The 12,810-nt window shown below is 67.6% G+C and carries 10 protein-coding genes; 2 read left to right on the top strand and 8 right to left on the bottom strand.

Annotated features, from left to right (window positions below; all coding sequences use genetic code 11):
- Positions 1-155 precede the first annotated feature (155 nt).
- From OG963_RS40605 to OG963_RS40585, 5 genes are all read right to left on the bottom strand, one after another.
- Positions 156-1,550, bottom strand: a complete 1,395-nt coding sequence (locus OG963_RS40605) for an FAD-dependent oxidoreductase (RefSeq protein ID WP_362273967.1) — start codon at positions 1,548-1,550, stop codon at positions 156-158.
- 360 nt (positions 1,551-1,910) lie between these two features.
- The gene (locus OG963_RS40600; protein WP_371800048.1) at positions 1,911-2,537 is read right to left on the bottom strand and encodes a glyoxalase; all 627 of its coding nucleotides are present in this window, start codon (positions 2,535-2,537) and stop codon (positions 1,911-1,913) included.
- A 5-nt stretch (positions 2,538-2,542) separates the two neighbouring features.
- A complete protein-coding gene (locus tag OG963_RS40595; RefSeq protein WP_319740255.1) occupies positions 2,543-3,007 on the bottom strand; it encodes a helix-turn-helix transcriptional regulator in 465 nt (154 codons plus the stop codon).
- A 275-nt stretch (positions 3,008-3,282) separates the two neighbouring features.
- Positions 3,283-3,693, bottom strand: a complete 411-nt coding sequence (locus OG963_RS40590; protein WP_030935256.1) for a VOC family protein — start codon at positions 3,691-3,693, stop codon at positions 3,283-3,285.
- Positions 3,694-4,153: 460 nt separating this feature from the next.
- The gene (locus OG963_RS40585; protein WP_256223322.1) at positions 4,154-4,666 is read right to left on the bottom strand and encodes a lamin tail domain-containing protein; all 513 of its coding nucleotides are present in this window, start codon (positions 4,664-4,666) and stop codon (positions 4,154-4,156) included.
- Positions 4,667-5,249: 583 nt separating this feature from the next.
- On the opposite strand from OG963_RS40585, the gene OG963_RS40580 reads away from it, so the two are divergent.
- A complete protein-coding gene (locus OG963_RS40580) occupies positions 5,250-6,116 on the top strand; it encodes an AraC family transcriptional regulator (protein ID WP_319740254.1) in 867 nt (288 codons plus the stop codon).
- A 252-nt stretch (positions 6,117-6,368) separates the two neighbouring features.
- Here OG963_RS40580 and OG963_RS40575 read toward each other — a convergent pair whose 3' ends face one another.
- Both OG963_RS40575 and rph read right to left on the bottom strand, forming a co-directional pair.
- Entirely contained in the window at positions 6,369-6,845 is a 477-nt protein-coding gene (locus OG963_RS40575; RefSeq protein WP_319740253.1) for a DUF2871 domain-containing protein, read from the bottom strand.
- 361 nt (positions 6,846-7,206) lie between these two features.
- Positions 7,207-9,804: a rifamycin-inactivating phosphotransferase gene (gene rph / locus OG963_RS40570; RefSeq protein WP_371800047.1), complete on the bottom strand. Its 2,598-nt coding sequence runs from the start codon at positions 9,802-9,804 to the stop codon at positions 7,207-7,209.
- A 778-nt stretch (positions 9,805-10,582) separates the two neighbouring features.
- Between rph and OG963_RS40565 the strand changes: the two genes are divergently transcribed.
- On the top strand, positions 10,583-11,242 hold the full coding sequence (locus OG963_RS40565) for an HAD family hydrolase (RefSeq protein ID WP_319740248.1): 660 nt from the start codon (positions 10,583-10,585) through the stop codon (positions 11,240-11,242).
- 179 nt (positions 11,243-11,421) lie between these two features.
- Here the strand turns inward: OG963_RS40565 and OG963_RS40560 are convergent, their stop codons facing one another.
- A complete protein-coding gene (locus tag OG963_RS40560) occupies positions 11,422-12,123 on the bottom strand; it encodes a glycoside hydrolase family 11 protein (RefSeq protein ID WP_319740351.1) in 702 nt (233 codons plus the stop codon).
- Between the last annotated feature and the right edge of the window lie 687 nt (positions 12,124-12,810).

Below are 12,810 nucleotides of genomic sequence, written 5' to 3'. Positions count from 1 at the left end.
TCACCGAGCAGCAGGAGAGGACCCGATGTCAACCACTCATGCCCACAAGGGCGGCGAATCCAGGTTGCCATTCCCAGTGGATGTCGGGGTCACGCGCCTTGCCGAAGCCGGACCAGCCCGTCACGAAACACGGCCTGGGCGCAGGTGGCTGGTGGTCAGTCGGCTCGCACGATGGTGGCGAGTACGTCGTTGAAGGCTTCGGTGGAGGTGGGGTGCTGGTAGACGGCGTCGCGGAGGTCGGCCGCCTTGACGCCGTGCCGCATGGCGAGCGCCACGGTGTTGATGAGTTCCTGCGCGTCGATGCTGAGCAGGGCGGCGCCGAGAATGTCGTCGGTGTCGGCGTCGAGGACGAACTTCATGACGCCTCTGGGGTCCTCGACGATGTACGCGCGCGGCATGGCGATGATCTCGGCGACCGGCTGACTGGCGATCTTCACCCGGTGTCCTGCCGCGCGGGCCTCCTTCTCCGTCAGCCCGACGGTTGCCAGCGGCGGGGTCATGAACAGGGTGTGCGGGATGGCCACCCGGTCCGCTGTGGAGCGCTTGCCCTCACCGATGAGCTGATCGAGGACGATGCGGCTGTCGTCGAGAGAGATGTAGGTGAACTGGGGACCGCCGTTGACGTCGCCGAGGGCGTAGATGTGCGGCTGGCTGGTGCGCAGGAACGCGTCGACCTCGACCGCTCCCCGCTCGGTGGTACGGACCCCGGCTGCCTCCAGGGCGAGATCGCGGGTGGCCGGGGCGCGGCCGGTGGCGGCCAGGATGGCGTCGGCTGCTACGGAGTGCTGGTGGCCGTCCTTGTCGTAGACGACGGTCGCGCCGCCGTCCCCGTCGCGGACCTGGCTCACGTGCGCGCCGGCAATGATCTCGATGCCCTCGTCGGTGAGGATGTCCTGGGCGACGGCGGCGACGTCGTCGTCGACACGGCCGAGGATCTTCGGAGATGCCTCGAGCACGGTCACCTGCGAGCCGAACCGACGGTAGATCGCGGCGAACTCCAGGCCGAGGTATCCGCCGCCGATGATGGTCAGTCGTTCCGGCAGGACAGTGGTCTCGATCAGCTCGGAGCTGGTGACGGTGTATTGGCTGTCACGCAGACCAGGAATGTCGCGGATGATCGGCTCGGAGCCGGTATTGATCAAGATGGTGTCGGCGGTGACCGTAAGTCGTTCGCGGCCTGTCTGGACCGCGACGGTGTGCGGGTCGACGAACGCGGCCTGACCAGTGAGGACCGTGACGGTCTCCATGCCGTTCAGCCCTGCGTAGTTGCCGTCGCGCATCATCTTGGTCACCGCTTGGACCTTGGCGACGGAACGCTCGTACCACTCCTGCGCCGCATCCTCCGGCCGGCGTTTGTCGGCGTGGTGGACCAGCGCCTTCGTCGGGACGCAGCCCACGTTGGGACAGGTGCCTCCGTACATCCGGTCCGACCGCTCCACGAGCACGACCCGCTTGCCGAGGCGACCCATCTTCGCGGCCACCGTCTTGCCACCTTTGCCGTAGCCGATGACCAGGACATCAGCGTGGAGACTGTGGTTTGCGCCTTCCATGCTCACTTCCGTTTCCGTGGAGATCGGGCGTCAGCGCGGAGAGGGTCCTGCGTGAGCGCGGCGTCTTCGTCACCTCAACACCAACACCAACCCCTCGAGGTCGCAACCTGCTTCGACACCGATCGTCACCGACAGTAGTCTGCGTACAAGTGTGCTGAGCTGCCCAGCAGATGCACGCGGACTTGCGTGGGCAGGGACCCGAAGCTTGTGCCGATAGCGGATGGCTGGGCCGCCGACGGTCACCGGTGTCACGCGCCTGAGACCCCTTCCTCCGGGGGAGTGACTCCGTCGGTCATCCGCCGACTCACCCGGCCGCCGTCTCGTGATCGGCGGCCGGGCACGGCCGGGGGCAGTGGCACATCAGGGCGTGGGCGCAAGCGATGCTGCCTCCCACGCGAACCCGTCCGGGTCGGTGAAACGCCCGGCGTCGCCACCGATCATGAGCCGGTGCGATCCGGTGCCTTCGGGAGCGACGCCGACGTCCTTGGCCAGGGCACGGCGCCTGTACAGCGCCAGCTTGACGGGACTCGGCCCAGCGGCGAACTCGACGTACACGCGGCTGAAGCTCTTCGCCACGGCAAGGCCGCGCTCGACGTAGAACCGCTTGCTCGCGACCACGTCCGCGACTCCCAGCAGGAGCACGATCTCGTCGATCTGCCGGGTGTCCGGACCGGTGTCCTTCTTCGCCGAGGTAGCGACCTTCCAGATCGTCCCGTCCGGGGCTCGCACGACGCCCCCGTAGCCCCAGAACGATTTCGCGGCAGGCTTCAGCGACGTGGCACCGGCTTCGAGGGCCGCGTCGATGAGGCTGTTGACGGTGGCAGGCTGGGACACCGTGAGCGACAGCGTGAACCCACGGAAGCCGGTGGTGGGTGCCTCCGAGGCCCGCAGGCGTATCTGCCTGTCCAGGCCGAAGGCTGTGGTGTAGAAGCGGTCGGCGGCCGAAGGGTCGGCCACGTCGAGGGTTACGGATGCGATGGATGCCATGGCCATCACGCTAGTTGCGGCTCGACGGCCGGCGCTTCTTGATTCCTGACCGGTCTTGTCACCTGTTTCGCCACGCACGGCGGCATCCCCGCCACCGCGCCTGTTGCGCGGCGCCGGTAGGCGCTGGGCGGCATGCCGACCAGCTCGGTGAAACGGGTGCTGAACGTGCCCAGCGATGAGCAGCCGACCGCGAAGCAGACCTCGGTGACGCTGAGATCGCCACGCCGCAGCAGCGCCGTCGCACGCTCGATGCGACGCGTCATCAAGTACGTGTACGGCGACTCGCCGTAGGCCAGCCGGAACTGGCGACTGAGGTGCCCGGCCGACATGTTCACGCCGCGGGCGAGCGCCTCGACGTTCAGCGGCTGCGCGTACTCGCGGTCGATCCGGTCGCGGACGCGGCGCAGTCGCGCGAGGTCGTTCAGGCGATGCGCCACGATGCGTGCGCGCCCCCACGAAGGGTGACACATGGGAGAACTCCATTTCCTCGATGTCCGCGAGCACCTGGGACGCGAGCCGCAGCGCACGGCGAAGCACTCGGTGGAGATGGCCGGCTTGCGGGAGTCCACGAGCCGGTCGAGCAACTGCTCGACGGCGGCGGGACGGAGGCCGGGGCGGCTCACGCTCTTCGACGCCCGGCCGCCGAGGGACGGGTTCAAGGAGAGCGGCCGGGGAACGCCGGCCGCCGAATTCGCCGAGGTGGTCGCGACGTCGGCCGTGATGGCCGAATCGATGACCGGACGGCTCAGCGAAGCTCCTGGATGCGGACCAGGTTGCCCGCGGGATCACGGAAGGCGCAGTCGCGGATGCCGTACGGCTGCTCGGTCGGCTCCTGCACGACCTCGGCATCGCTGGCCTGCACCTTCTCGAAAGTGCCGTTGAGGTCCCGGGTGGCCAGCAGGATCCACCCGTAGGTGCCCTTGGCCATCATCTCGGCGATGGTGCGGCGCTCGTCCTCGGTGACCCCAGGGTCGGCAGCCGGCGGCGCCAGGAGGATGGACGTGTCGGGCTGGCCGGCAGGGCCGACCGTGATCCAGCGCATCTTGCCCTGCCCGAAGTCGCTGCGGACCTCGAAGCCGAGGGTGTCGCGGTAGAAGGCCAGTGACGCGTCCGGGTCGTCATGCGGGAGGAAGCTTGTGTGAATGGTGATGTCCATGACTGTCATGCTAGGTGCGGCTCCGTGGCCCGCGCTTCTCGAATCCTGACCGATCCGGCCACCTGTTTCACCACACAAGTCGCATCGCACCGTCGCGCGCATCGCCTGCGGCTGCATCGCTCAGGATCTCCTCACCCGACTCCACCTCCGACGGTGGAAGACGGCCCCCGGCGCAACAGATCGATGCGGATGAGCCCAGCCCAGCTCAGGGCTGTCCCGCCCCGGCTTCGAAGTGCGGGATGCACCCGACGCTGGTGCACGCAGCAGGGCCCAGGTCCGTCCGGACCTGGGCCCTGCTGCGTGTCCCGGGCGTGGTGTCCCGGTGGTCCCCCGCCCCGAGGGGGGTGGCCGGTGAGCGCGTGGGCTGCGTGCCGCCACTTCGGGGGCGGGGGGTGGCGGCACGCAGCCGTTCCGGGAGGTCCGCTGTGGCTGTCAGCAGGCGGTGGCGGACGGGGTCAGGTCAGCGGCGGTGTCCGCGGTCGTTGTAGCGGTGGTCGCGGTCGCGGCCCCAGGACTTGGTGTCGACGGTCCGACCGTGGTCGTCGCGCAGGGTGGCCTTGTCGGAGTAGTTGCTCCAGACGTAGTCGAAGCGGCGGTCCTGGTAGACGTGGGCGCGGGTGTCGTAGCCGCGTCCGGTGTGGACGCGGACGGTGGCCCGGGCGCCCAGACGCAGGTCGTCGAAGCGGTAGCGCTTGCCGTCCCGGTTCGACAGTGTCCATCCGTCCAGGTTCACCGGCCGGTAGCCGGTGTTGGTGACCTCGACCCATTCCCCGTTCAGCGAACGGTTGGAGTGGTCGTCGACGCCCGGGCTGTTGTACTGGATGCCGCCGAGCACCACACGGGAGTACGTCTGGTGGTGACGGCCACGGTGGTGGCCGTCGTCGGCCGATGCCGGCATCGCCACGACGGCGACAAGGGAACCGGCCGCCAGACCGGTAGCGACGAGACGACGGACAGTACGAGAAGCAGACACGTGATGTCCCCTCAAGTAGAGGCGCCCAGGCCCAGGTCGGAGCCATGTTGCGCGGTGCGGGTCCCGGCTCAACAAGCCGAGGACCCACACTCTGAACCACCCGCCCGCCCACCGGCACAGGCTTCAGCCTGCGTTACAAAATGCGGATATTTCCGTAACCGACGACTGCAGTCGTCACACACTCCCCACAGACGTGACCCTGACAATCACTGAGCACGGCAACCACCCCCGCCACCCCCGGCGACAAGCCCTTACCGGCGCACCCGCACACCACGGCACACCACCCCGCGCTCCGCCACCGGTGTCACGTAAATCGGGTAACAGGCACAATGCTTCACATTCGGAGGACGCCGCCCCTCAGCTCACTGTCGCCCCTTCGCCCGGCGCGTCGACGTACCGCAACGAAAAGGCACGGGGCGAAAGCGAATGACCCGGCCTGCTTCGCTGCCCGGAGCCGCAGGCCAGGCGGTGGGCGCGTGGCCGTCGGGTGCCCTGTCGCACCCGACCGGACCGGGCACAGGATGTCGGGTGAGGCAAGGTGAGTCCTTCCTAACGTGAGTGACCGAAAGGGAAGGAGTCCGGGGTGCTGGAGCGGCTGAACCAGGCCATGGAGCACATCGAGTGTCACCTTGATCGACGGCTCGAGGTGTCCGACCTGGCGCGGATCGCGGTGACGTCGGAGTACCACTTCCGGCGGCTGTTCTCCGCGCTGGCGGGGATTCCGCTGTCGGAGTACATCAGGCGCAGGCGGCTGACGGTCGCGGGTGCCGAGGTGCTGGCCGGGGAGCGGACGCTGCTGGAGGTCGCGGTGCGTTACGGCTACACCTCGGGGGAGGCGTTCGCGCGTGCTTTCCGCGCGATGCACGGCGTCGGTCCCGGCGAGGCCAGGCGGGTCGGTGCGAGCCTGCAGTCCCAGCCACGGATGTCCTTCCGCCTCATCGTCGAAGGGAGCAGCAGCATGCGGTACAGAGTCGTGGAGAAGGAGGAATTCCGTGTGGTCGGCAGGAAGGCGCGCGTTCCTCTCGTGCACGAGGGGATGAACCCGGCCATCGCCGCCTTCATCCGGGCCATCGACCAGGAGACGCTGCAGCGCATCCGGAGTCTGTCCGATCAGGAGCCGGACGGGATCGTCTCGGTGAGTGACGATCTGGACGACAGTCGCGCCGAAGGGACCGAACTCGACTACTACCACGGCGTGGTGACGTGCGCCGCCGTACCCGAGGACATGGACGCGCTCGCTGTCCCGGGCGGCACGTGGGCCGTCTTCGAGAGCTCGGGGCCGTTTCCGCAGACGCTCCAGTACCTGTGGAGGGACGTGTTCACACAGTGGTTCCCGTCCAATCCGTACCGGAGCCGGCCGGGGCCCGAGATCCTGCGGACCCGGCTGTCGCAGGACGCGTCACAGGCGGACGCGGAGCTGTGGATCCCCGTGGAGCGGACGGCGGTCTGAGCGGTGGCGCGCGGCGGCCCATGGGCCGCCGCGCGCCGGATATGGTGATCGAACTCGTGGAACGATCTCAGGATGACTCGAGGCGATCTACCGGACGGGCAATGCGCCTCGCTGCAGCGGCTGTTGTCGCGGACGGCGAAGGTGGGTCGACCACCAAGGGCCCGGCGGCACAACTCAGCGACATCTCGACGTCATCGGACCGACGTCCGCTCCCCGGAGAGCCCATCGACAACTGCTCGCGACTGTCACCTGCTACAGCGCGTTGCCCTTCTCCAGGTCAGCAGGCAGTCCAGGGCCTGGAACAGGCTCTGGACTGTTGCGCCTATTGGTGACGCGCTTGCCGAGCAGGGTGAACAGGAGGATCAGGCCTACGGTGAGGACCGTATGGCCAAGGCCCGCGATCCATGAGACCGCTTCGGGGACCGGGTGACCGAGGACGGTCTGCGTGCCACGGAAGATCATCGCGCCCACAGTGATGGCGATGCCCGCGTTGTAGAAGGCGAAGAAGTACGTGAAGTGTCGGCTGCCGGACAGGGTGAACAGCTTGTCGAGCGCGAGGACGACGAGGAAGGCCAGCATGCCCAGAGCCAGTAAATGGGTGTGGACTACCGACAGTTGGGTCTCCCCGTCGAATCCGTTGTGTTTGGTGAGTTCTCGGTAGTAGAGCCCGGACACGACGCCCAGGATCATGTAGACATGGGCCGCGTGCAGCGATGCCCGGACGGTCATGACTCCCCCTCAAAAGTGTCTCCCGTACAGGGCTGAAGATATCCCCTGGGGTGACGTCGTGGAGCGAGCGTCACCGAGCCTTGCGTGGTGTACGCCGTCAACAGGCCGCGTATCTGGCGGCATGTCATTTCCCGTTCTCGGACGAGGTGTTGAAGGGGAGTGAAGAAGCTTCGAGGTCCGCCCGCAGGAGCCGCTCCGCCGGGCTCAGTCGCTCAGCCACCGACGGACGCGGGCGGCTGCGGGGGAGAAGAGATACCGAGCGGCAGGTCCGTCAGCCACGGCAGTTGCGATCGGCCCGCGGCATCCGCGGCTCGGTGTTGTGTTGGCGGAAGCTACGGACGGGCCTTCTCCGTGTGATCGGTCAAGACAGGATCTCGACGTATCCGTCGGTTCCGTGCATGCGGATCCGCTGCCCGTCCCGGATCAGCCGGGTGGCCTGCTCCACGCCCACGACGGCCGGCAAGCCGTACTCCCGGGCGATGACTGCGCCATGGGTCATCATGCCGCCCACCTCCGTCACCAAACCGGCGATGCCGACGAACAGTGGCGACCAGCTGGGGTCCGTGAAGGCCGTGACCAGGATGTCGCCCGCTTCGAGATCGGCCTCCGCCATGTCAAGGATGACGCGGGCCCGTCCCTCGACGGTCCCGGCGGAAACCGGTAGGCCGATCAGGGCGCCGGCCGGCACGTCGTCGCGTCGGTACGCCCCGGTGAGGGCCTCACCGTCCGATGTGAGCACCCGTGGCGGTGTGAGCGCGTGGTACGACCGGAACGCGTCCTTGCGCTGCTGGATGAGCCGGTCATCCACCTGGCGCGAGCGCACGACGTCGCGGAGCTCCTGAAACGTGAGGTAGAAGATGTCCTCCTTCTCGGAAAGCACGTCGGCCTGCGCGAGGCGCTCGGCCTCCTCCGACAGGGCCTGCTTGTAGACGAAGTAGCGGCTGACGATGCCGTACTTCGGGTACTCCCGGTATCCGACGAAGGCTCTCACCTGGTCGATCATCCGCTTGGTCTCGTCGGCCTTCCGGTCCCCGTCCGGCAGGGTGCGCAAGCGGGACAACACCTCCAGTTCCTTCTTCTGCGCCTTCCGCCGACCCCGCTCGAAGCGCCGCTCGGCGGCGCCCGGCTCGAAGTTCCTGACGTTGTCGAGGATCACGGGCACGAGCGTGGTAGGGCGCTCGCGCCACCGTGGCCTGGTGATGTCGATCTCGCCGACGCAACGCATGCCGTACCGGTCCAGGTAGGCCTCGATGGCATCGCGCGCTTCGGTCCCGCCCGCAATCTTCGGCAGCTCGTCCAGGAAGCCCTCGTCCTCGACGCCCTGCAGGAACGCCACCACCTCCGGCCGCGAGCGGATCACGTCCGCGACGTCGAGCAGCGCCAGCCCCATCTCCGACGTGACGTTGTCGGGGGCGGACAGCGTCAGCGTGTCAGCCGCGTTCTTCTCGCCCAGCCACTCCTGCAGCTTGTCGTTGAGCCACCACGTGGCCTCCATCCCTGCCATGATCGCCTGAAGGTTCAGCGGATCGCCGAGGACTCTCTTGTGCTCCTCGAAGGCATCCAGCAGGAAGTCGAACAGCGCGGGTCCGGTCTTCGTCCGGATGTCGCGCTCCAGGGCGGCGATGGACAACTGGCTGCGCTCGATCAGCTCGGTGACGATGGCCGGATCGGCCTCGACCGGGGCGGACGCATCGCGGGCCGGCGGCCTGCCGGGACCCCCGTCCGGGAGGGACGGGACGAAGTCGTCGCGGTCGAGGACGGTCTCCAGAGCGTCCCTGATCAGCGGATCACCTTTCCCCATGGCGTCCAGGAGGCCGTCGCGGCTCGCGGGCGAGGCCAGGCGCCGGGTGACGTCGACGAACAGCCTCCCGCCGGCCTCGTGCATCGGCACCATGGCCGTCAGTCGCCACATGGAGTGCCCGAGGGGCTTCATGGGGTCGGTCATCATCTGCCCATGCCCAACGGAGACGTAGACGTGATTCTCCTGGTCGCCGGACTCGGGGATGGGGAACAGCGTCGTGACCGGCCGGCTCTGAACGATCTGGAAGCCATGGTCGACCAGGCACCATTCGATGTCCTGCGGGCGGCCGAAGTGGGCTTCGATCCGCCGCCCGAGCTGCACGAGCCGCACGACCTGCGCGTCCGTCAGCGCCGGCTGATCCTGCCGCTGCGAGTCGACCGCCACTTCCTGCGTACCGCCGGCCGGCAGGGCGTGGACGGCACGCTTTTTGGCGGCGATCGCCTTGGCGACGACTTCGCCGTGCCGCACCTTGAAGACGTCCGGGTTCACCAGACCGGAGACCAGGGCCTCACCGAGGCCGAAGCCTGCGTCCACGGTGGCGACCTTCCGGTTGCCCGTGACGGGGTCCGCCGTGAACAGGATGCCGGCCGCGTCCGCGAAGACCATCCTCTGTACGACCACGGCCATGTGGACCGTACGGTGATCAATGCCGTTCCGCCGGCGGTAGGTCACGGCCCGCTCGGTGAACAGCGAGGCCCAGCACCGGCTGACGTGCTGGAGGATCGCCGTCGGTCCCACGACGTTGAGGTACGTGTCCTGCTGGCCGGCGAAGGAGGCCGTCGGCAGGTCTTCCGCCGTCGCGCTGGATCGCACGGCGTAGGCGGCCTGCTCGCCGAGCTGGGTGACTGCGCGGGTGATCGCCGCCGCGAGATCGCCCGGGATGGTGATCCCTTCGATGGTCCGGCGGATCTCCGCGCTGAGCGTGCGGGCCGCATCCCGGTCGTCCGGGTCCAAGCGCGACAGCTGATCGAGCCGATCGTCGATCGACGGCGCTTCCGCCATGATCCGCCGGAAGGCGTCCGTCGTCACGCAGAAGCCGGCCGGCACGCGGATGCCCTCGATCCGCGACAGCCCGCCCAGGTGAGCACCCTTGCCGCCGACGGCCGCGACCTGCGTCTCGTCAACCTCCTGAAGATCCCACACGTACGGCTCGATCATCGCGATACCTCCGAGGCAGTCGTATCCCGTCGCACTGCACCGGCCGATCGAATCACCCGCGCCTCCAGCTCTGTCGAACCTCTTGCCAGGCACGTCGTCGTCTCTGGCTGCCCTCCCTCTGACGAGCCGGCCGGCCGCTCATCCCCGTCGAGCGGCGCGCACACCCGCACCACCGCTCCGAGCGCTCGCGACCGTACCGCCACTCGCACCACTGATTCGACGTCACCGCGTCCCCCATACGCCGACAACACACGCACCTCGTGCCCTCATTTCCGCAGGTTGTGGCCTCAGCGGACGATTTTGCGCCACCACCCGGGTCTTGCCGCAAGCCCCCCGGTGCGCTATACGTTGAGAGTGGCAGGGAGAGGGATCTCCCTGCCTTTGTCTTTGCCTCCTGCCGTCCACTGGGACCGACCAGCTTCTCGCGTGGCGGCGCGCCGACCACGGCGATACGCGTCGTCGGCCCAGGCGGATCTCGCATCGGCCTACGGACGCAGCCGCGGAACCAGAAGTACTTTCCCCTGCCGGCGCGGCCCGAACGTCGTAGAGCGTGTCGTCCTCTCCCGGAGGTCGTCGCACCACGCGAGTGCCGGGCCGGGTTCGCCGGAGGGACGCTCGACGTCAGCATGATCCCACCGGAGCCATGGAACCCGGCGCCCACCCGACGCGACAGCCGGGCTGTCAGCCCGGCCACCACCAGGCCCGACAACCGAAACAGCGGGCCGAAGAAACCGACGGACCGTCACGAGAGATCGGGACAGCCCTTAGGCTTCCGGCCATGACACAGAACGCGGTTGACCTGGTGATCTTCGACTGTGACGGCGTGCTGGTGGACAGCGAACGAATATGCGTGAAAGTGGACGCGATGATCATGGCTGACCTGGGCTGCACGTTCACCGAGGCGGAGATCATCGAACGGTTCGTCGGCTCGTCGGACGAGGTCTACACGGCCGCTGTGGAAGAACGACTTGGCCGGCGCCTGGAGAAGAACTGGCAGCGGCGGTACGAGCATCTGTATCGGGCGGCCTTCGCAGCCGAACTGACCGCTGTCGACGGCATCACGGAGGTCCTGAACGGCCTCACCACGCCCATCTGTGTCGCCTCCAACGGCAGTCACGACGACATCAGGCACAGCCTGCAGATCACTTCGCTGAGCGACTACTTCAAGACGCACATCTTCAGCGCCGCCGACGTCCTCAGCGGCAAGCCCGCGCCTGACCTCTTCCTGCACGCTGCACGCACGATGGGAGTGGAGCCCGCGCGGTGCGCGGTGATCGAGGACAGCGCGTACGGAGTACAGGCCGCCCGCGCCGCAGGCATGCGCGCATTCGGCTACTGCGGCGGTCTCACACCGGCATCGAGGCTGGAGGGACCGGACACCGTCGTGTTCGAGGCCATGCGCGACCTGCCCGAACTGCTGGCAACCGCAACCTGCTGAACATCCCCGGCCCCTCGTGGGCGTCCACCCGTGCCCTGCGTCGAACGGAACGACCGCGGTGTAGCGCCGGCCGGCAGCACTGTGGCGCGGCGGCCATGGCCGCCGCGCCACAGGTGCGGTGGGTCAGGTGATCAGGAGTCAACTCGCGCTGCGGTCGGCTTCGTCGGGGGGTGGGACGTTCATCCGCTCACCGTGATATTCGAGTTCCCACTGCTCTGATATCCCTCCGTCGCGAGGATCATGTAGTAATTGAAACTACCCATGGGCATTCCATGGCCGGCCCACGCGTCGAAGTGATTTCCGGTGGTTATGGTCCCACCCGTCCTCTTCGACTGCCGGACGCTCCAGTACTGATTGAAGGTCTTGGTGCCTTCGACGGAAGGGGCGTTGGTTCGCGTCGTCTGGTAGATGTCGTAGGTGCCGCCGTCGCTGCTGACGGTGCCCTTGTACGTGCCCGTGGGCCGGTAAGTGCCCCAGTTGTCGACGATGTAGTACTCCACGAGTGGGTTTGACGTCCACCCGTAGAGAGCCAGATAGGCGTTGCCGGACGGATTGAAGCTGCCCGAGTAGTTCACACTCCTGCGCCCGCCGTTGCTCCATCCCTTACCGCAGACGAAATTCCCGACGTTGCTCCATGAGGTGCTGTAGTTTCCACCGGACCCCAGGGTCATGGAGACCGACCCACCGCCATCGGTCCAGAATGAATAGTAGTAGCCGTTATTGGTGCCCGTTTGATTTGTGGTGATGGTCGTGGCGGCGTGGGCGGTGCCGGGCAGCATCATGGCGGACGAGAGCGCCAACGCTCCGGCGCCGCCGATGAAACCTCTGCGGCTGAGCGGTTGGGTGGGGAGGTTGTTCATGGGGGCGGGGGCGTCGTTCATGTTCATGCTTCCTCCTCGTGAAGGCCGGCACGGAGGCCAGACAGCGTGATACGACCTGGCCGGCCCGTCGGTGGCCAGGGTGACGCGACCGCGCGTCAGCGTCGTCCAACGCTGCGACGGTGGGCGGTCGTCGTGCGATCAACGACCGGAGAACAAGGTCGCACGGGCGACCCGGATCGACAGGGGTTGGGGTCCGTCGATGGCGATAGGTTGGTGCGGCTCCGTAAGGTTGTCAACACTTTCGGCAAGGATTCCGAAATCTTATCCTTGGCCAGGAACTTACCGAGACTGCATCAAGCCTGGTCACCGGCCCTATCTGGTTGATCGAATACGAGAAGCGTGGCGGAATCCTAGATTCAGCGAACAAGTTCCGCGCTAATAATTTCGAAAGTTTCGGAGATCTTCCCGATCGCGCTGCGGACGGCAATGGGCTGACGGCCCCGGCGGCCCAGGACGGCCGGAACACGGTGGGTACAGCCCGCAGAAGGCAACGGTTGCCGTGCCGACTGCCGTACGACCGGCGATGCACCGGCGCGAACGAGCGGGATCCGGCCGGGTTCGAGGCCGACGGCGTCGGCGACTCGGACGGCGAGGGCCGTCGCGTGCGGGCCGGCCTACCGGTCTCCGGGCGCGTGGACGCACGTCTCGCCCGCGGCCTGATCACCCGGGGAGGGCGGACCACCGGCA

It is taken from the genome of Streptomyces sp. NBC_01707 (genome assembly GCF_041438805.1).
Lineage (GTDB): Bacteria > Actinomycetota > Actinomycetes > Streptomycetales > Streptomycetaceae > Streptomyces.
This window is presented reverse-complemented; position numbering and strand designations above follow the sequence as displayed.

Excerpts from the sequence above, each read along its gene's own strand:
- OG963_RS40605 (WP_362273967.1), bottom strand. The coding sequence starts at position 1,550 with ATGGAAGGCGCAAACCACAGTCTCCACGCTGATGTCCTGGTCATCGGC.
- OG963_RS40600 (WP_371800048.1), bottom strand. The coding sequence starts at position 2,537 with ATGGCATCCATCGCATCCGTAACCCTCGACGTGGCCGACCCTTCGGCC.
- OG963_RS40595 (WP_319740255.1), bottom strand. The coding sequence starts at position 3,007 with ATGTGTCACCCTTCGTGGGGGCGCGCACGCATCGTGGCGCATCGCCTG.
- OG963_RS40590 (WP_030935256.1), bottom strand. The coding sequence starts at position 3,693 with ATGGACATCACCATTCACACAAGCTTCCTCCCGCATGACGACCCGGAC.
- OG963_RS40575 (WP_319740253.1), bottom strand. The coding sequence starts at position 6,845 with ATGACCGTCCGGGCATCGCTGCACGCGGCCCATGTCTACATGATCCTG.
- rph (WP_371800047.1), bottom strand. The coding sequence starts at position 9,804 with ATGATCGAGCCGTACGTGTGGGATCTTCAGGAGGTTGACGAGACGCAG.
- OG963_RS40565 (WP_319740248.1), top strand. The coding sequence starts at position 10,583 with ATGACACAGAACGCGGTTGACCTGGTGATCTTCGACTGTGACGGCGTG.
- OG963_RS40560 (WP_319740351.1), bottom strand. The coding sequence starts at position 12,123 with ATGAACGACGCCCCCGCCCCCATGAACAACCTCCCCACCCAACCGCTC.